General features: G+C 52.6%; 20 protein-coding genes. 17 read left to right on the forward strand and 3 right to left on the reverse strand.

Features of this window, described 5'->3' with window-relative positions; genetic code table 11:
- The first annotated feature begins 89 nt into the window (after positions 1-89).
- On the forward strand, positions 90-1,007 hold the full coding sequence (locus B071_RS0110380; protein WP_438829686.1) for an adenosine kinase: 918 nt from the start codon (positions 90-92) through the stop codon (positions 1,005-1,007).
- Positions 1,008-1,079: 72 nt separating this feature from the next.
- Positions 1,080-1,439: an Hpt domain-containing protein gene (locus B071_RS17080; protein WP_040588096.1), complete on the forward strand. Its 360-nt coding sequence runs from the start codon at positions 1,080-1,082 to the stop codon at positions 1,437-1,439.
- Between the two features lie 80 nt (positions 1,440-1,519).
- Here the strand turns inward: B071_RS17080 and B071_RS0110390 are convergent, their stop codons facing one another.
- From B071_RS0110390 to B071_RS0110400, 3 genes are all read right to left on the reverse strand, one after another.
- Complete coding sequence (locus B071_RS0110390; protein WP_018527026.1) at positions 1,520-3,034, reverse strand: acyl-CoA dehydrogenase family protein; 1,515 nt, start codon at positions 3,032-3,034, stop codon at positions 1,520-1,522.
- Between the two features lie 111 nt (positions 3,035-3,145).
- Complete coding sequence (locus tag B071_RS17085) at positions 3,146-3,547, reverse strand: GreA/GreB family elongation factor (RefSeq protein WP_018527027.1); 402 nt, start codon at positions 3,545-3,547, stop codon at positions 3,146-3,148.
- A gap of 256 nt (positions 3,548-3,803) precedes the next feature.
- Positions 3,804-4,658, reverse strand: a complete 855-nt coding sequence (locus tag B071_RS0110400) for a LuxR C-terminal-related transcriptional regulator (protein WP_018527028.1) — start codon at positions 4,656-4,658, stop codon at positions 3,804-3,806.
- A 345-nt stretch (positions 4,659-5,003) separates the two neighbouring features.
- On the opposite strand from B071_RS0110400, the gene B071_RS0110405 reads away from it, so the two are divergent.
- From B071_RS0110405 to mtnA, 15 genes are all read left to right on the forward strand, one after another.
- Positions 5,004-5,768, forward strand: a complete 765-nt coding sequence (locus tag B071_RS0110405) for a thiamine pyrophosphate-binding protein (protein WP_018527029.1) — start codon at positions 5,004-5,006, stop codon at positions 5,766-5,768.
- Positions 5,769-5,770: 2 nt separating this feature from the next.
- The gene (locus tag B071_RS0110410; protein WP_018527030.1) at positions 5,771-6,778 is read left to right on the forward strand and encodes a transketolase family protein; all 1,008 of its coding nucleotides are present in this window, start codon (positions 5,771-5,773) and stop codon (positions 6,776-6,778) included.
- Positions 6,778-7,920: a RuBisCO large subunit C-terminal-like domain-containing protein gene (locus B071_RS0110415; protein ID WP_018527031.1), complete on the forward strand. Its 1,143-nt coding sequence runs from the start codon at positions 6,778-6,780 to the stop codon at positions 7,918-7,920. The genes B071_RS0110410 and B071_RS0110415 overlap by 1 nt, the downstream gene beginning before the upstream one ends.
- 8 nt (positions 7,921-7,928) lie before the next feature.
- Positions 7,929-8,870 carry a sugar-binding transcriptional regulator gene (locus B071_RS0110420; protein ID WP_083914843.1) on the forward strand — a complete coding sequence of 314 codons (942 nt, stop codon included), beginning with the start codon at positions 7,929-7,931 and terminating at the stop codon, positions 8,868-8,870.
- Positions 8,871-8,896: 26 nt separating this feature from the next.
- Positions 8,897-10,069: an ABC transporter substrate-binding protein gene (locus B071_RS17090; protein ID WP_018527033.1), complete on the forward strand. Its 1,173-nt coding sequence runs from the start codon at positions 8,897-8,899 to the stop codon at positions 10,067-10,069.
- A 179-nt stretch (positions 10,070-10,248) separates the two neighbouring features.
- Entirely contained in the window at positions 10,249-11,292 is a 1,044-nt protein-coding gene (locus B071_RS0110430; protein WP_018527034.1) for a substrate-binding domain-containing protein, read from the forward strand.
- 190 nt (positions 11,293-11,482) lie between these two features.
- Positions 11,483-13,021, forward strand: a complete 1,539-nt coding sequence (locus B071_RS17095) for a sugar ABC transporter ATP-binding protein (protein ID WP_018527035.1) — start codon at positions 11,483-11,485, stop codon at positions 13,019-13,021.
- Positions 13,022-13,161: 140 nt separating this feature from the next.
- The gene (locus B071_RS0110440) at positions 13,162-14,043 is read left to right on the forward strand and encodes an ABC transporter permease (RefSeq protein WP_215730295.1); all 882 of its coding nucleotides are present in this window, start codon (positions 13,162-13,164) and stop codon (positions 14,041-14,043) included.
- Positions 14,044-14,137: 94 nt separating this feature from the next.
- The gene (locus B071_RS0110445) at positions 14,138-14,425 is read left to right on the forward strand and encodes a EutN/CcmL family microcompartment protein (protein WP_018527037.1); all 288 of its coding nucleotides are present in this window, start codon (positions 14,138-14,140) and stop codon (positions 14,423-14,425) included.
- Between the two features lie 16 nt (positions 14,426-14,441).
- Positions 14,442-14,729: a EutN/CcmL family microcompartment protein gene (locus tag B071_RS0110450; RefSeq protein ID WP_018527038.1), complete on the forward strand. Its 288-nt coding sequence runs from the start codon at positions 14,442-14,444 to the stop codon at positions 14,727-14,729.
- A complete protein-coding gene (locus tag B071_RS17100; RefSeq protein WP_018527039.1) occupies positions 14,726-15,034 on the forward strand; it encodes a EutN/CcmL family microcompartment protein in 309 nt (102 codons plus the stop codon). Before B071_RS0110450 ends, B071_RS17100 begins: the two co-directional genes overlap by 4 nt.
- Positions 15,035-15,061: 27 nt before the next feature.
- Positions 15,062-15,877 carry a class II aldolase/adducin family protein gene (locus B071_RS17105; RefSeq protein ID WP_018527040.1) on the forward strand — a complete coding sequence of 272 codons (816 nt, stop codon included), beginning with the start codon at positions 15,062-15,064 and terminating at the stop codon, positions 15,875-15,877.
- A gap of 284 nt (positions 15,878-16,161) precedes the next feature.
- Positions 16,162-17,367, forward strand: a complete 1,206-nt coding sequence (gene mtnK / locus B071_RS0110465; protein ID WP_026245156.1) for an S-methyl-5-thioribose kinase — start codon at positions 16,162-16,164, stop codon at positions 17,365-17,367.
- Positions 17,368-17,492: 125 nt separating this feature from the next.
- Entirely contained in the window at positions 17,493-18,248 is a 756-nt protein-coding gene (locus B071_RS0110470; RefSeq protein WP_051075298.1) for a DeoR/GlpR family DNA-binding transcription regulator, read from the forward strand.
- Positions 18,249-18,282: 34 nt separating this feature from the next.
- On the forward strand, positions 18,283-19,332 hold the full coding sequence (mtnA, locus tag B071_RS0110475; protein WP_018527043.1) for an S-methyl-5-thioribose-1-phosphate isomerase: 1,050 nt from the start codon (positions 18,283-18,285) through the stop codon (positions 19,330-19,332).
- Positions 19,333-19,334: the final 2 nt, after the last annotated feature.

The following is a 19,334-nucleotide window of genomic DNA, read 5'->3' on the forward strand; positions in this document are numbered from 1 at the left end:
CAGTTTTTGGTATTGGAAATCCCCTGATTGATCTGGTATTTCGGGTCTCCGATCAGGATCTGGCGGCACTTGGCCTGGACAAGGGTATCATGCATCTGGTCTCTCAGGAGCGACAGGAAGAGATTCTTCATTATTTTGAGGGGCTTCTGCCGGAGTATCGTCCCGGAGGATCGGCTCCCAACACCCTTCTGGCCCTGGCCGGGCTCGGTGTTCCCGCTGCGGTTTCCGGCAAGATCGGCAACGATGATTTTGGGGATATCTACCGGAGACAGGTGCTCTCCTACGGAATAACATCACGGCTTGTAGAAGGAGCGGGGCCCACGGGTTCCAGCATTATCCTGGTAACTCCNGACGGCGAACGCACAATGAACACCCATCTTGGGATGTGTCAGACCTTTTCGGTGACAGACCTGGATGAACACCTGCTGGGGCAATGCGCCGGGGCCGGAGGATATCTCTACTTTACCGGGTATATGTGGGATACGGAATCCCAGAAAGCCGCCATTCGACGGGCCATAGATATCTCCCGGGAGGCCGGGGGGCAGGTTGTCTTCGACCTGGCCGACCCCTTTGCAGTCGAGCGGTACCGTGAGGATTTCCTTGATCTGCTGGATCATTCCGTCGACGTTGTCTTTGCAAACCGCCGGGAGGCAGAAATCCTTTTTGGAGAAGATCCGGGCCAGGGAGATCCCCGGGAGATGGTTCAGGCTCTGGCGGAGAAAGTGTCTCTGGCGGCTTTGAAGACCGGGAAAGAGGGTTCTCTTGTGGCTGATGGGAATGTCCGGGCCGTCGAGGCAAAGCCTGTCCAGGCCCTGGACACAACCGGAGCCGGTGACATGTACGCCGCGGGATTTCTCGCGGGTCTGGTGGCGGGAGCAACACCGGTGGAGTGCGGAAAAATTGCGGGCTACCTGGCAGAAGAGGTGATTCAGCGGGTGGGGGCTCAGTTCAGTGTCCAGGAGATCCGGAACCTTCGGAGCTCCCTGGCTGTTTCTCCGTCGGAGTAATCCTTCTTCGGAAGAGGGTAGGTCGTTGCGGGCCAGGATGTACAAAATCGGCGTGGTAAAAAAGGGAAGGATATGACAGACGAATCGTCACAGTGTGTGTTTGACTACGAGGGTTTTCTTGTGAGGGTCATGGCCGATGAGGAGCTGGCCAGAACAATCGCCTTGGCCTTTCTGGAAGATACCCCCAGGCTGATCGGAAAGATTGCAACGGCCCTGGAGACGGGGGATTACGAGTCGATTCTGCGTCAGGCCCATACGATCAAGGGAGCCTCCGCAAATTTGGGGGGAGAGATGCTCTGTTGCGCTGCCCTGGAACTGGAACGGAGCGCACGAAAGGGAGACCACCAGAACTGTGTAGACCGTCTGGGAGCGCTCCGGGAGGCCTGGGACGCCCTGGCCGGGAGGATCCGCCAGGATATGGGCCTCGCCTGAAGCGGCCGACAGGGAAGGCTCTCCCGGAGTTTCGTCCCCCGGGGCTCCGGAGGCCCGGATTTACCGGATCAGGATCGGGGTCAGAGGTAGTCGAGCCAGTTACTGCCCTGGTGATACTCCTCAACCACGGTGGTTCTGGTCTTCCCTGCGTAGACTGCCAGAAGGGTCATGATTTCTTCCTTCAGTATTACCCCGGCGTTATCGATCAGGTCTGGCCGGTAGCCACGGTCACCCAGGAGCAGAACCTGATTGAGACAGACGATTCTTCCCAGGGCACGACCCAGNGCGACGCGTTTTCGCTGGTCCATGCCGGGCGAGGGGGTGAAATTGAGGGCTTGCCCGACTATCGGAGCAGCCGCAGCGGTAAGCGGGAAGGTCTTCAGGAACGACCCCAGCTGGTGCTCTCCCGATTTTGCTGCACTCTTGAGTACAGCGTCGGTGATCTGGTGGTAGAGAATGTCGTTGGAGCCCTCGAAAATCTGAAAGGGACGGCTATCCACCAGAGCCTGCCCGGCGATGTGGTCCCTGCGGTACCCCGTTGCTCCGAAGAGTTGCAGGAGTGACTGGGCACCCTGGTGCATCATGTCGGTTACGACGGTCTTCACGGCGTTGGCCGCGATTCCGTCGGCGGAGCAGTCCCTGCTCACGGAGGCAACTTCGGAGCTGTAGAGGCAGAGGGCCGAGGCTGTGGTGTGAAACGCCTGAAGTTTCGCAAGTCTCTCCTGGACCTGGTCGTATTGCAGGAGCGAACGTCCGCCCACGTGGCGGTTCCGGGTGTGTTCGATCGCCTCGTCCAGAAGTCTGCGGAGAAATCCCAGAGCCATGCCGGGAAACTGCAGGCGGCTTCGGTGGAGAAGATCCAGAAGCATTACCAGGCCGCTGCCCGGTGAGTGCAGCCTGTTTGGTTCGGGAATCACCGTGTCGATCAGGTTTCTCCCGTAGGGTATCATGGAAAGACCCAGATTATTATAGCGTTCTTCCACGGTGATACCCCCGAAGGAGCGCTCCCAGACAAAGAAACTGATACTCCGTTCCAGGTCCCCCCGGGGAGTTTCGCCACGGGCTGTGAGAAGCCAGAAGTCGGCTTGACCCGTGAGCCCGCCCCAGTGTTTTGTCCCCTGAATACGGAAGCCACCCTCGCCGCGGCTGAAGCGGGTTTGCATCTGAAGTGCCTCGGATCCGAAGAGGGGTTCGGTGATCATGAGCCCCCCCAGGACCGGTTCGGTCATGAATCGTGAAAAAACAGATTTCTGAACCTCGGGATCACCGTACCTGGAGAGGGGCTGCAGGAAAAGAGCCCCGTTTATCCCCAGGGTCAGCGAGAGCGGCAGCGAGTGGTACGATGCGGTTTCCAGCATGGCCAGCGTCTCTGACACCTTTTGATCTTTTTCCTCGGTCTGACTCCTTCCCCCGAACGAGGAGGGGATGAAAACCGAGAGCGGTCGCGTGTCCAGTACCGCCTCGATGAATCCCGGAGGCATTCCCGGTGTGAGAGCGGTTTTTTCGGTGTAGCTCGTTGAGAAGAGGCCCCTCAGACGGGTTTCAAAGCGGGTAATAAAATCCTGAAACGGTTCGGAGGGATTTGGTGTACTCATGGAGAAGATAATACATTATAAAAAAGATAAGGTAAAGAACGGGGGAGTCTTTCCGGCGCCACCGCCGGTGAAACCGGTCCGAAGGGGGGCTGGACCGGTTTCTGAGGGGAATCAGTTTTCTGTCTGATGGGTGACCGAGATAATCTCCACAACCCAGGTTGTATCCGGGGCCTGGCACTGCACCTTGGTCCCTGCAGACTCACCGATCAGGGCTGCACCCAGGGGGGCCAGAACCGATATGTTTCGTTTTTCTGCATCGGCTTCAACGGGAAAGACCAGGCGTGCCTTCTCGGTGGTTTTTGAGAGGGGATTGAAGTATTCCACGGTGGAGCCCATGCCAACGATGTGCTCGGGTATATGTCCCTCGGGAACGATTACCGCCTCCGAGAGTTCGGCCATCAGGGTTTTGAGGTGAAGAGCTTTCAGGTTCCCCTTGGCTTTCATGGATTTGAGAATGCCCGAGAGCTTCTGATGGTCTGTCGGCGAAAGGTGAATATTCTTGGTTGTAGTCATGTGGAACCTCCTTGCTGTCCGTATAATGGAAAAAAGCCGACCGCCGTGGCGATCGGCTCCCTCTGGGCGCGGACAATGAGCTATTAACCGGACATAGTGTAGGTCCGGAACTTCACCCATTCAACCAGCAAAAACCTTGGAATAAATCTACATGGTTTATACAAGGTTAGTGCAATGGATCATCTGTGTTGAGGGGAAAGCGCGCGTTTTCGGAGGATGTTCGGAGACGTTTCAGCTGTGGGGGGCGTGTGGGGAGTCAGGGAGATGCGCTTTCGGGCGCACCGATAACAGGGGGATCTGTCATGTTTCTGAGAAATGAGGCCAGGTGTATTCCCTCGCAGGAGATGCCGGCCTTTTTCCGGATATTATGGCGATGACGTTCCACGGTGGAACCGGTGATGCCCAGGGCCTGGGCTATCTGTTTTGTGGAAAGACCCGATGCGATCAAATGAGCAACTTCCTGCTCCCGCGGGCTCAGGTGNAGCGAAAGCTCCCGATGACGGGAACTGCGGGAGGCCCCGCATTGCAGCAGACTGTTACGGAGTGCCTCCAGGAGAGCTCTTTCTGCAGCCCCCGCGAGCAGGTGCTCCAGCCGGGAGAGGAGAGGAAAGATCCTGCTCTGCAGATCCTGCTGCAGATCGGCCTGGCTGNGCCGGTGCTGCTCCTCTATCTGGAGGAGAACCTCTGCGAGAGCTACGGTTTTCCGGTTTTCTGCGTCTATTGCTTTCCTCAGTTCGGCCTCTGTCTGGCGCTGCTCTGCGTTATGGGCCAGAAGTGCTGCCACCGATTCGGCGAGCTGCACCTCCTGGGGAAGGAGTGAAAGATCGGGCTCCCAGACTATGATAATTTCCCCGACGGCCTGATTGCCCGAGAGGATCGGCGTGATGTGACGGTTTTCAGGTTCCGGATGATCCGAAGGATACCAGGCCTCGTTGGTGTCCAGGCGGATTCCCGCAGTCATCTTTTCGGGATGGGTCAGGGCTCCGTGGAGAGAGCGGGCAACGTCGGAGAGGGTTTTTTCCAGAGGGTTTTGGAGGCCAAGACTTTGTACAACCCTGTAGATGCAGGATAGTTCCTTCTCGCGCTCCTGCAGTTCCCCGGGAAGATCCATGGTCAGAATCTAGTCCTCTCGTCTGATTCCGTCAATGCAGGATTTTTTGGGGCGTACCAGTCAAAACAACCAGGTTCGGTATAGATACCGAGTCAAAGTGTACATATGTTCTTTAAAGAACAATTTGACATCTCGGGAATTCTATCGTAGCCTGATAAAAAAGATGTGGAAGAGAACCAGGCACCAATCATGAGGAGCGTTATGGTGGAAGAGAAAGAGAAAATAAAAAAACATGCGCAAGGAATACGGCGAAGAGTCCTCGAGCATGTCGTACGGAACAATGGCGGATATTTGAGCCAAGCCTGCTCAGCAGCTGAAATTCTTTCAGCCCTGTATGTACGAGTCATGCGACTTGGTCCCAGCCAGGGAAACCTGGACCCACCCGATTTTTCTGGCGTACCCGGTTCCGGAAAAGGGGAACGGGTATCGGGGGGGAGTTACAATGGGCCAATACAGCCAGATCTGGACCGGTTCTTTCTGAGTCCGGCCCACTACGCTCTGGTTTTGTATACAGCGCTTATCGAGTTTGGAAGAATGGGAGAACAGGGACTCGACAGGTTTAATCAGGATGGAAGCACGGTAGAAATGATAGGTGCAGAACACTCACCCGGGTTTGAGCTCATGGGGGGCTGTCTTGCGCAGACACTCAGCCAGGCCGGTGGTATCGCTCTGGCCCGAAAGATCCGGGGCGAAACGGGACGGAACTGGGTTTTTCTCTCCGATGGGGAGTTCCAGGAGGGGCAGACCTGGGAGGCGATACAGACGCTTTCTCACTATGCCCTGGATAACGTGGGTGTCTACGTTGATGTGAACGGCCAGCAGTGTGATGGAACAACCAGGTCTGTCATGAACATTGAGCCCCTTGCCAGTCGCATCGAAGCATTCGGTGGAAGAGCGATTACCGTCGATGGTCACGATATCGATGCACTTGTCGAAGCGGGGTCTGCTATCGGACAGGGGAAACCTCTTTTTGTTCTCTGCTACACCGACCCTTGCAGGGGGTTTCCGCTTCTTGAAAAGAGAACACCAAAGCTTCATTATCTTCGCTTTACTTCCCAGGAAGAGAAAGACGAGTATAAATCTCTCTTGATAGGCACGGAGGAGTTATAAACATGGAAATTCTCAGTAAGGTCCACGCAAAAAATCTTGTCGCATGGGCAGATAAACACCCAGAAGTGGTAGTTCTGTCCGCTGATCTGACAGGATCTACAGAGATAGATCTGTTCCGTGATAGGTATCCCGAAAGATTTTTCTCCTTTGGTGTTGCAGAGCAGAATATGATTAGTTTTGCTGGAGGATTGGCCAGGGAGGGGTATGTCCCCTTTATTCATACTTTTTCGGTATTTATCTATAGACAGGCATTGAGCCAAATCGTCAACTCTGTGGCTTATTCGAATCTCCCGGTGAAATTTTTTGGCTTTCTTCCTGGAATAACAACCCCGGGAGGGGCGACTCATCAGGCGATCGAAGATCTGGCCGTCATGAGGGCGATCCCGAACATGACAGTTCTTGAACCTGGTGATGCGACGGAGGTCGAAACTATTCTGGATTCTGTTATTGATGATCCTGGTCCCGTTTATGTACGCATGCTCCGGGGCGAAATCCCCAGGCTTTTCAGTGCAGATGATCCCTTTGTTTTGGGAAAACCCAGAGTTCTTTCGGAAGGAGACGATGTAACGATCGTTACTTCGGGGATATGTACTGAAGAAGCCATGAGAGTAACGAGTGTTCTCAAAGAAAGAGGTCTTTCTGTTGAACATCTCCACGTTTCGACGCACAAACCCTTTGATGGGCAGGAGCTCCTTCCTTCGCTGGAAAAGGCGCGGTACGGGATCATAACTATGGAGAATCACTCGATCATCGGCGGCCTGGGGAGCGAAATATCTGAGGTTGTCGCTGAGAGCGGGGTTTCTGCAAAGGTCTCTCGGCTGGGTCTGAAAGATACCTTTGCCCACGGAGGCGGGCGATCCTATTTATCCCGTTTTTACGAAATAGATGCGCTGGCCCTGGTCGGTGCGGTAGAAAAGGTAATTGGCAAAACCCTGGAGATAACCGAGGCAGACCTGCAGGGTGCGAGAATAGAAGCTGTTCATAGTCTTGCGAAAGAGGAGGCCCTGTGATGGCAACATACCGTGTGCCTGGTTTGAGCGGAGAGCGATTTTCGGTGATATACGGAATAGCCGGAACTGAGACTGAGGCCAGGGAGAGGGCAGAGCATATACGGCACGAACAGACCGTTGAGTTTCCACCTGATCTCCTTCCGGCGGGTGATATTCCCGATGTAGTGGTGGGGCGTCTGGAAGATTTTACCCAGTCTGGACCGAACTATTACCAGGCTCTTATTAGCTATGCTGTGGAGACGGCAGGGGAAGATCTGGTTCAGTTTTTGAATGTGGTATTTGGAAATATCAGCATCAAGCCCGGTGTGCGGGTAGAGAGAATCGTTCCGCCCCTTTCATATTTGAACACGCTTCGCGGGCCCCGTTTCGGTCAGGATGGTCTGAGAGCCTTGACGGGAGTCACAGATCGGCCTCTCATCTGCACGGCTCTCAAGCCAATGGGACTGTCTGCGGAGGCAGTAGCCGAGCAAGCGTATCAATTTGCCCTGGGCGGAATAGATATCATTAAGGACGATCACGGTCTTGCGGACCAGAAATTTTGTTCCTTTGATGAGAGAGTTGCGCGGTGTTCCGATGCCGTGGCGCGGGCAAATGCGAAAACAGGATTCAAGTCCATCTACATGCCAAACGTTACAGCTCCCTACGGAGAAATCCAGAAGCGCTCTGAAAAGGCAAAGAAAGCAGGGGCCGGTGGTTTTCTTCTGTGTCCCGGGCTTGTCGGGTTAGACGTTGTGCGATATCTCTCGGAAAACGATGACTTTGCTTTGCCAATTATGGCGCATCCCGCTTTTCTGGGAAGCTATGTTACTTCGGACCAGAATGGATTGAGCCATTATGCGCTCTTTGGCCAGTTGATGAGGTTAGCCGGGGCAGATGCCACAGTCTTTCCAAATTACGGAGGGCGATTTTCGTTTAGCAAAGAGGAATGTCAGGGGATTGCTCGTGGATGTAGCGAAGCCATGGGGGAAATAAAATCAATTTTCCCGACTCCCGGGGGTGGAATGACCACTGACCGAGCGCAGGAGATGATTGAAGTATACGGAAAGGACTTCGTCCTTCTTATTGGTGGAGGGCTTCATCGCCACGGTCCTGATTTGGTCGAAAACAGCAGGTACTTCCTTCGCATGCTGGAAAACCTTTAGGAGAAAATATGCCGAGATACAGGGAAGAGCAATTATTAGCAGTGGCTCATTTTTATTATGAAAAGGGACTGACCCAGGAAGAAATCGCAAAGCGGCTTGAGGTGTCTCGTGTGTCTGTCACACGGATGCTGAAGAAGGCGAAAGATGAAGGGCTGGTTCAAATCACAATAAAAAAACCTCTTCCCGTCGATTATGAGCTCTCGCTGCAGCTGGAAAGGAAGTTTAATCTCCATACGACAAAAGTTGTGCCCACCATGGAGTCCTATGATGAAACACTGGGGGTGATCGGCAAGGCGGGGGCTGAGTTTCTCTGTATGGCAACTCGTCCCAAGTGGAGGATTGGCGTTGCCTGGAGCAGAACGGTAAACTCTATTCTTCCCCATATCAAGCAAGCTCATCCCCGGCTCGACTGCAAGATAAACGATCTGGCCGGAACGTATTTGGCTCCCCATCTTCCCTACAGCGTTAGTTGGCAGTTGGCAGAAAAGCTGAACGTGCCGCTTGAAAGTATTCCTCTGCCTGTTTTTCTGAAAAACGAAGAGGCAAGAAAAGTCATGATGAAGGAAGAACTGATCCACACAGGCCTGGCGAATGCGCTCAAGGTCGATCTCGCGCTGGTGGGAGTCGGGAATGTTTCGGAGGACTCGAGTCTGACCAAGTCAGGATACATAACGCACCTCCAGATGGAAGAGATTCGGGCCAAGGGTGCTGTGGGGGATATCCTCATGCGATATTTTGATTGTCAGGGTCAGCACGTGCCGATGTCTTTTGAGGATCAGGTCATATCCTTGAGATGGGAAGAGATCAGGCGGCTGTCCTGTATTGTGGTGATGGCTTTTGGAGAAGAAAAAAGGGTGGCCCTGCGGGGACTTCTGCGTGGAGGCGTTGTCCACGGGGTGATAACAGATAGAGAAACCGCAGAGTATCTTATTGTTTCTGACGAAAAGTGAAGCAGTTGGACAGGGGGAGGTGCAGTATGTCGGTAAAAGTTCTTGCGGTGGGAGATCCCGCTGTACACGGCTATGTTGATCCGGAGCTTGGGATACTGAGAAAGTACCAGGAGCGTCAGGGTGTTTCGGTCGACTTTGATATTTTACCCTGGGATCAGTACGCTGAGCGACTCTTTGTAGAAGTCAGGAAAGCCCGGCCGGACTATGACGTGGTAATGGTGGCCGGGCATGTATGGTTGGCAGAGTTTGTGACCAAGGGATACCTTGCGCCGCTTGATTCGTATCAGGCGCTCCGCGATCCGGCCTACGATCCGGGAGATATTCATCCCTCGGTTGCTTCTGAAATGTCCTACCAGGGCAACTCCTGGCTGGTTCCATCCTTCACCGATGGGCACCTTCTCTATGCTCGGGAAGAGGTGTCGAATTTATTGAGAAAAGAAGATCTCTGCGATCCACGACGTTATCTGGAGTTGGCAGAGCTGATACAGAAAAGTGAAAGTTCCTATCGTGCACCTTTGGCGATGAAGATCTCTCCAGGTGAGGTTTTTCTGGACTGGCTCCCCTATCTGTATGCCTTTGGAGGTGACTGTTTCAGTTCGAGCGGAGAGCCTCTTTTTGCCGATGATGCTGGGCGGAGATCGCTCGAGTATTATCTCGATTTAACAAAATATCTTTCTTCATCTCACAAACCTTTTGGAAACGAGGAGGTTGCCCGTGCCCTGCGGAGGGGTGAAGTTTCTTTTGGGTTAAGTTGGGGAGGGCAGGCTGGGGTAATTGTGACGGAGCAGCATGTGAAAGAAGAGGCCTTTTTCTTTGTGACCCCGAATCATCCCTGGAATGTTACCTGGTCTTTTGGTGTACTGGCAGGGTCCCAGAGGAAAGACGAGGCTGTTGATGTGCTCGCCTGGCTCAGTTCACGCGAGACGGATCGTCTGATTGGTGTCTATGCCGGCAGTCCTGTACGACGGTCTACCTATGGGGATGAGGACCTTCGTCGTCGATGCCCCTGGTTTCCAGCTCAGGAGCGGCTTCTGGAAAGAGCGAGGTTACTCCCTCATCTGAGTAATCTGGGAAGCTTGATGGCTCCTCTCTACAGTGAGATTACCCGGGCAATTGAGGGGGAGTGTAGTGGGTCAGACGCTCTGGCCAGGGCGGCGCAGGAAGTAATGTTGAGGAGGGATAACAAAAAAACCACATGATCAGGCAAAAAAATAAAAAATAAAAATATAATTTGACATGAAGCAAATGCCGAGTTAAAATTCACACGATAAACCGGCAATTATACAGAAAACCGGTTTTAAAACCACACAGAATCACATTGTGAAATGTGGGATACACTAAGGAGGTTTCCATGGGTCGATTAAGGAAAGCGTTAGTTGTGACCTTGTTGATTGCCGGATCGGGTCTTCTCTTTGCCGGAGGGGCCGGAGAGTCCCGACGCGGGCCGGTCACCGAAATCCCCGGGGCTCCTGCCCCTTTTGACGGAAGTACCGGGCGACAGTTGCATATTGCTCACATCAGCTATCTGCAAGAGGGTGAATTCATGCAGATGTACCGGGCAGGGGTAGAGGCTCAGGCTGCCAAACTGGGGATGCGCGTTACTCTGCTGGGGCGACATAACGATGCGCAATCTCAGGCAAACGCCGTGAGTCAGGCAATAAACCTTGGTGTGGACGGGATCGTGATTCAGCACGGTCTTACTGAAACGATGGTTGGTCCTGCCCAGCAGGCTCTGGACGCAGGAATTCCCGTTGTGGCCTTTGATGTGGATCTGGAGAATCCTCGCATTCCGCAGATTGCACAGAATGATCCGCAACACGGGCGCAACGCTATCGAAGCGATCGTGGAAGACTTTAACGGCCAGGTGGATATGGCCTACGTTCGCGTTGCGGGGATTCTTCCCCTGGACAGGCGAGATGGTCCGATTCAGGAGGTTGTAGAACGGGAGAGTGGGGTCCGGATTGTAGCGCAGACAGGAACGCTGGAATCTCCCATCTCGGTTCAGAATGCCTCTCAGGCAACGGCTGTGTTGCGGGCAAATCCGAATATTCGTGCCTACCTTGCTCCCTATGACGAATTTGCCAAAGGAATAGTTCTGGCCCTTGAAGAGATGGGGCGTGATAATGTGAAGGTCTACAGCATTGATATCTCCACTCAGGATATTGAGATCATGACTCGGCCAAACAGCCCGTGGGTAATGACCTCAGCGGTAAACCCCGCAGAGATGGGTGCCGTTTCGGTGAGGGCCCTGGCTCGGTTGATGGCAGGCGAGCGCGTACCACAGGATGTCCTGGTGGAGCCCATGATTTTCACATCGCAGATGCTGATCGAGGCTGGAGCGCAAAATATGGAGGACATCATGAAGGCTTTCCCCGCCTTTGCCACCTCAAGTGCAGCTCGTTCATCCTGGATGCCGCGTTAGAGATCTTGCGAAGATAGTCCTTATTTCGTGTATCCTGGTGTCCTGTCGAAAGAGGGGACACCAGGACTGATACAGTAACTACCAGAATAAACCAGCCGGAACATCGCCAGATCGTTATGGCGTAGTGTGCTCTTTCTGCGGGCGAACTCTCTGCACGAGATTTTGACAGATAGGGCGTAAGGAGTCTGTTATGAAAGATGGAAATGCTCTTTTTGAGGTTCAGAATATTGGCAAGAGCTTTGGAGCGACAAGGGCGCTGGATTCCGTTTCGGTGGAGTTTAAGGCTGGTGAGCTCCTTGCGGTTGTGGGGGCAAATGGTGCAGGGAAATCAACTCTCATCAAGATAATTTGCGGATATCATGCCGATTACGAGGGGAAGATACTGGTAGAAGGAAAAGAGGTGCATTTTCATACGCCAAAGGCAGCGTATGAAAACGGGATTGCCACGGTCCACCAGATTATAAATGAAGGTGTTGTCCCTTCCATGACGGTTTTTGAAAACCTGACGCTGGCAAAACTTCTCAGTCCGGAATTGCCGCTTTTCTACGACAAGGACAAGCTTCGCGATGAAGCTCGCCAGATTGCAACCACCATGGGACTCGAGATCGATCTTGAGAAAACTGTGAGTGATCTTTCCCAGTCTGAGAGACAGATGATAGCTATTGCCAGGGCACTTGCCAACAAGCCCAAGCTTCTGATTCTGGATGAACCAACATCGTCACTCTCCGAGAGAGAGGCGGGGAGACTTTTTGCCATGCTTGGGCGTCTCAAGGAGATGGGGGTTTCCATTCTCTATGTCTCGCATCGTTTGCATGAAATAAACCAGCTGGCTGATCGGGTTATTGTCATTCGTGATGGAAAGATGGCAAAGACGTTACATCGACCATTCCTCGTCAAGGACATGGTTACTGCCATGGTTGGGGAGATTCCCAAGCACAGTGCCTTGGCCGAACGAGACAGGGAGTTGAAAGAAACAAACCTGCAGTTGGAACTGAGAGAATTGGTAGTTGCCGAGGGAATTCCCCCGCTCAATCTGAAGATTCGCAAGGGAGAGATCTTGGGGCTCACTGGTTTGATCGGAGCGGGGAAGACAGAACTTGCTCAAGTGCTTTTCGGAATAAAGCAGCCCGTTTCAGGAGAGATTCGTTTATCGGGTAAGGTGGTTAATCCCCGGACGATCTATGAGGCTGTGCGCGCGGGGATTTTCTATGTTCCTGAGGATAGGGCAGAAAATGCAGTGATTCCGCTCTTTAACATTCGCCAAAATATGACGCTTCCGTTTCTTGGAATATTTGAAAAAATCGGAATTGTTAGTACTAAAGCAGAAAAAGTAAAAGTAAAATCGATGATAAAATCCATGGGGATAAAGTGCGAGGGGACAGAGTCAGAAATATCAAGTCTTTCTGGTGGAAATCAGCAGAAAGTTGTTGTTGCGCGGTGGTTGCTTGAAAAATATAATCTCGTAATTTTTGATGAGCCCTTTCAGGGTGTTGATATACGTTCTCGCCACGATATAGGCGAGTATGTGCGAGAAAACATCGGTGATAAGGCTGCGATCATCATTGCGACAGATATAGACGAGTTGATAGAAATAGCTGATCGGATAGTTGTGATGAACAAGGGGGTTATTGTTGGAGAACAGGAATATGAAAAAATAAATCGCGATGAATTACTCCATCTTGTAGCACAAGAGACAAATGAAAACACGTACAAGGAGTCCATAAAATGAGTTCATATATCGATCAGGACAAAATGATCCAATCAAAATCCGAATTTTTCAAGCGTTTTGCCATTCGATACGGTTTCTTGATAGTAATGGCGATGCTGTTTGCTTTTTTTAGTTGGTGGAATCCTGTTTTCTTGCGTCCAGTGAATTTATTTTCAATATTACTTGGAGCGACGATCTACGCGATTCTCGCTCTTGGTGTGACGTTTCCCCTGGTGATCGATGGTCTTGATCTAAGCATCGGATCGGTTGCTGCGCTGTCGGTTATGATCTCCGCCTATGTCATGGTCGTTCTCGATGCAAGCGGTGTTCTGGCTATTCTTGTGTGTCTTGCTCTGGGGGCAGGAATCGGGGCGATCAACGGATTTCTTATTGTTCGCGTAAAGATACCCGATCTCCTGGCGACGTTGGGAATGATGTTCCTGGTGCAGGGAGTTCAGCTTATTCCGTCGGGTGGTCGCTCAATCGGGCGGGGTGCCGTTCTCGCCGGTGGTGTTGTAGCTCCCGGAAGGTTTTCTGACTACTTTCTGTTTCTCGGTCAGGGGCGTATTTTTGGTATCGTTCCCACGGCTGTTGCCATCATGATTGCTGTTGCAATAGTCGTGTTTGTTGTTCTCTCACTCACGCGATGGGGTCGGGTTTTTTATGCCATCGGGAGTAACGCAGAGGCTGCCCGTCTGGTGGGCGCCAAGGTTGATACGTATCGCGTAATGGCCTACGTCATTTCCGGAACCGTGGCAGCTCTGGGAGGAATTGTGCTGGCCGCCCGGGTTGGTCGCGGTGATGTAAGCTCGGGTGGAACTCTCTTGATGGATGCCATCGGTTCCGCTCTGATCGGTTTTGCGGTGCTGGGGGTTCGTCGTCCCAACCCCTTCGGTACTATCGTGGGAGCCATCTTTATCAGTATGCTCATGAACGGACTTTCGATGATGAACATGCCTTACTATGTTCAGGATTTTGTAAAGGGTAGTGTCCTGGTAGCAGCGCTGGCTTTTACTTTCGGGCTCTCCAAGGGAAGAACCTAGGGCAATCTCGCAGCCTGCTCGATCATGTTGATTAGTGTGTGATTTTGTTGACACCGGGCAGGCATAGAGCTAAACTCGCTTCAGGAGCAAATGAATGAATCTGGCACGTGTTACCGGCACCGTTGTGGCAACCCAGAAAAGTGAGGCCCTGGTCGGTGCAAAGCTTCTGGTTCTTGAGCGTCTGAATGAACGATTGAAGCCCTTGGGTGAGTATACCGTGGCAGTTGATGCGGTCGGGGCTGGCGAAGAGGAAATCGTGCTCTATACATCGGGGTCCTCTGCGCGCCAGACTTCGCAAACAAAGGATAGTCCAGTGGACGCGGTTATTGTCGCTATTGTGGATTCTTGCACAATCGGTAACGAGACGGTTTTTCAAAGATAAGAGACAGGGGGGGACCGTGTTTCTCGGCCGGGTCATCGGGTTTGTAACGGCTACCATAAAAATTCCCGAGTTTGAGGGATTAAAGCTTCTCTGGGTGCAGCCGATTTGCCGGAACGGATCGCCTTCAGGCAAGGCGATTGTTGCGTGCGATGCTACACAGGCGGGGATTGGTGATCGGGTTTTTGTTGTTGATAGCAGAGAAGCTGCTTTTGCATTGCCCGATCACGCCACGCCCACCGATGCTACCATTGCGGGAATCGTGGAATATCTTGAACCGTCGACAGATCTGGAGTCTGCAAAATGAAGATCGGGTGTGTTCGTGCAACGGTAACAGCAACCATAAAGCATCCCGTCTACGAAGCGCGGTCTCTCATGGTTGTTGAGTTATGCAATCCTGATTTCACTCCAACAGGGGCCGAGATTCTGGCGGTTGATACTGTTCAAGCCGGGATTGGAGATTATGTCCTGGTTCTTAAGGAAGGTAATTCGGCTGCTGCCATATTAGGCACCAAGAATCCCCCGCTACAGGAGCTTATTGTAGGGATCATCGATTCGGTCTCCATGCACGCAGGGGTAACAGTGCCCAGTCAGAATGATTCCGATACATAGCAACGATGCAAGGCAAGAGGTGAGAACATGGTCATCGGCGAACTTGAAGCTCGGAAACAGATTGTCTATTACAGCAGGAAAACGCACGCCCAAGGGTTGGTATGTGCAACCGATGGGAACCTGTCGGTCCGTCTTTCAAAGGAGAGATTTCTGATTACTCCATCAGGAATACGAAAGGAAGATGTCACGATCGATGATTTACTGGTGATTGATTCTGACGGAAATCCTGTGGGAGATACGCGAAGGCCTTCAACCGAGTATAAAGTGCATCTTGAGGCGTATCGTCGGCGTGATGATATAAGCGCGGTCATTCACGCACATCCTCCCAAGTCGATTGCCTTTACGCTTACGAAAACACCTCTCGATACCTGTATTCTCCCCGAGGTGGTGGTGACGCTGGGTGATGTGCCGGTTGCTCCCTATGCAACCCCCAGTACAGATGATTTGCCTGGCTCGATGAGTGATCTTATTGCCGTGAGTGATGTGGTGATGCTTGCCCGGCACGGAAGTGTCACGGTGGGGGCCACTATGGCCGAGGCCTTCAAGAAACTCGAGAAGCTCGAGCATAACGCAGAGATCCTGATCTACGCCCATATGCTGGGGGGAGCGCAACCCTTTTCCCATCAGGAGATTCACCGGTTGCAGGGGCTACGGGATTTCTACGGGATACAGACGAAAGTTCGGGGGTGCGGGTGTCGTCCGGAATGGAATGACTCGAAAGCGGCCTGTTCCGGTGGAGAGGGTGAATGCCGATCACCAGGAGAGAATCCCGAGGCTCTGTCGCCGGCAGATTTGGAAACCCTGGTTGATGAAATTGTCAGACGGGTCCGTGAAGCTCTGTGAGCCGCAGGTGTGCTTCCGCCCCTGATGAGCGATCAGTGAAGGAATTCAGCCGCAGCGGATTTGTTGCGGTCCTGTTATGACCGGGAATGGCGCTGCAGGGATCCCCCCGGGCTCTTCCTATTGAACAAACACAAAACCACAAAAATCAATAAAAAAACTTTGACTTGCAAGAATAACAGTGCTATTATGGTATTATATTGACCGTTTTGTTGGTTTTCTGAAGAATTCAGAAGCCAGGAATGTCCTATACGTGATTCGCGTAGTTTACGAGGAGGTAGATCATAATGGGTTACGAAACGCTTAATGAGCAAACTGCAGCGGAGTATGTTCAGTCGAAGACGTCGCTGTTTCCAAAAGGAGCAGACCTTGACTGCCGTGAAATTGGGGACGGAAATCTTAATATGGTTTTCCGCGTGTGGCAAAAGGATGCCGCCAAACAGAGTGTTATCATAAAGCAGTCTTTGCCGCACGCCAGAATCGATGAGAGTATTGTGGCTCCCCTGGAGCGGGCGCGGATCGAGAGCGAGATGCTGGTGTTGCACGACACACACTGTCCTGGTTTGGCACCCAAGATATTTGATTACGACAGAGAGATGTACGCTATCATCATGGAAGATCTCTCTGACCACGTTGTTCTGCGGAAAGGGCTGATCGCCGGTACGGTCTATCCAAAACTCGGTGAGCATCTGGGGATTTTCCTCGCACGATCGCTCTTTTTCACGTCTGATCTTGGAATGGATCCGCTCAAGAAAAAGGAACTTCAGAAGAGTTTTGTCAATCCGGATCTTTGCAAGATTACGGAAGATCTCGTTTTCTCGAACCCCTATTTTAATGCGGAGAATAATAAAATAGATCCCGAAATTCGGGAACGGGCCGAGCGCAACTGGAGGGATGCTCTCCTCAAGAGGGAGGTTGCAAAACTCAAGGAAAAATTCATGACCCAGGGGCAGGCACTGGTTCATGGTGATCTCCACACGGGAAGTGTTTTTGTGACACAGGATTCGACCAAGGCCTTTGATCCCGAATTTGCTTTCTACGGACCCATGGGGTTTGATGTGGGCGCGATCATCGGGAACCTTGTGCTGAATCATGCTGCCCAGGTCTGGCACAAACAGGATCTCTCCGATCGCAAGAAATTTCAGGGCTATCTGCTCGAAACAATTCGTGAAATCTGGCGTGTCTTTGATAAGGAGTTCCGCAACCTGTGGAACGAGCACGTTCACACACCTCTCGAGAGCGCTCCCGAGTATCGGGATGACTACATGAAGAGGCTTTTGTCAGACTCGATTGGGTATGCTGGTTGCAAGATGACTCGTCGTATTGTCGGGCTGGCTCAGGTTGAAGATATCCGGTCGATCAAGGATGTCAATGTCAGGAGAGATGCCCAGATTGCGGTCCTCGACACGGCGAGGGAGTTTATTCTGCATCGAGAACAGTTGACTTCCATAGACGATGTACTGGAAGTAATACAGAAGTTCGCCATGCCATGAGATCCGCCTTTCCGGCGGTGGTTTCTGTGGGGGCTCTTCCCAGGAGAAGAGCTCCCCAGGGAGATGGGGATGTGTAACATCGGAACAGCAGGAGATAAACAGTGCTGGCGGTAGAGCGAAGACAGATGATTATTGAGCTCTTGCAAGAGTCGGGTAGCGTATTGGTGGCTGAACTGTCCCGGCGGTTTGAGGTGAGCGAAGAAACGATTCGACGGGATCTCACAAAAATGGAGAGTAACGGACTCCTGTGCAAGACCTACGGAGGGGCTTTCATCAATGCAGGGAAGCACCGCGAGGTTCCTGTCAGCATGCGAAATACCGTCTATCTCGAGGCAAAGGATGCGATAGCGGCTTTTGCGGCAGAATCTGTTCAAAACGGGGATACCATTTTTCTGGACGGAAGCTCCACGGCCATACATATCGCGGAGCATCTTTGCGAAAAGAAGAATTTGATTGTGATCACCAACGCCCTCAAAGTTGCTGAAGCTTTGGCACGATCACGAGACGTAAAGGTAATTTGTGTTGGGGGAACGCTTCGCGCAACGTCGCTTACCGTAGTTGGAAGGACGGCGGAGGCTGAAATCGAGAAGTACTTTGCGGACAAGGCTTTTATTTGCTGCGATGGATTGCACCAGTCCCGTGGAGTTACCGATGCGAACGAGCGGGAAGCAGAAGTCCGTCGGCAGATGATGTGCCAGGCGGAGAGTTCGATTCTTGTCGCTGACGCATCGAAGTTTGATGTCACTTCCTTCGTGCATATCGCTGAATTTGATGACTTTGATCTCTTGATCACGGACAAGGAACCTTCCGACGAATGGAAGAAGACCCTGGCAGATCACGATCTTGCGTTCAAGTTTCAGGATGCGGGCACGGGAAAGTAAAAATTTTTCAGAAAAATCGGAAGGAAGAACAATAGTGGACAACGCAAGCGTAAAGAGCATCACCTGGAAGGACGAGCGGCTTTTCTTTCTGGATCAGACGCTCCTGCCCGGGGAAATCAAAATCGAAGAGCAGCGGTCGGTGGAACAGGTCTGGGATGCGATAAAGCAACTCAAGGTTCGTGGAGCTCCCGCTATCGGTGTTGCAGGGGCCTACGGGCTCGTTGTCGCCATGCGGGGGAAGATCAGCCTCGATCGCGGGGATTTTATTCAGGAGCTGGAAAAGCAGGCGGAGTATCTGGATAGTTCCCGTCCCACGGCTGTTAATCTTCATTGGGCCCTCACCCGTGTTGTCGATACCCTGAAGGCGTCGAACGCCCGGAGCGGTGATGAATTGTTCAATCTGCTGAAACAGACCGCCGAGGGGATACACGCAGAGGATGTTGAGTTATGCCGGAGCATCGGAGAGCACGGGGTTTCGCTGATTCGTGAGGGCATGGGCGTTCTGACGCATTGTAATGCCGGGCGTCTCGCCACGTCGGATTACGGGACGGCCACTGCTCCCATGTATCTGGCCCACGAGCGTGGTATCGGCTTCCGGGTATATTCCGATGAGAGCCGTCCCCTGCTTCAGGGATCGCGTCTGACGGCTTGGGAACTGCAGCAGGCGGGGGTTGATGTCACCACTATTACCGATAACATGGCTGCCTTTGTGATGCAGCAGGGGTTGGTAGATATGGTAATCGTGGGAACCGACCGCGTGGCGGCAAACGGGGACGTGGCGAACAAGATAGGAACGCTTGGTGTGGCGATCATGGCACAGTATTTCAGGATACCGGTGTATGTTGCCTGCCCCGCCTCCACGGTTGACCTTTCTACCGCAACGGGCGCGCAGATCGTGATTGAAGAGAGGGAGGCCGAAGAGGTTACCCATTTCGGGTTGCGACGCACCGCTCCCGAGGGGATCCAGGTGAGGAATCCCGCCTTCGATGTTACCCCCCACGAGTTGATCACGGGGATCATTACGGATCGGGGAATAATCACTCCTCCCTTCGCGGAGAGTCTTAAGGCTGCTTTTTCCGGGTGAGT

Origin of the sequence: Alkalispirochaeta alkalica DSM 8900 (genome assembly GCF_000373545.1) — a bacterium.
Classification (GTDB): Bacteria; Spirochaetota; Spirochaetia; order DSM-27196; family Alkalispirochaetaceae; genus Alkalispirochaeta; species Alkalispirochaeta alkalica.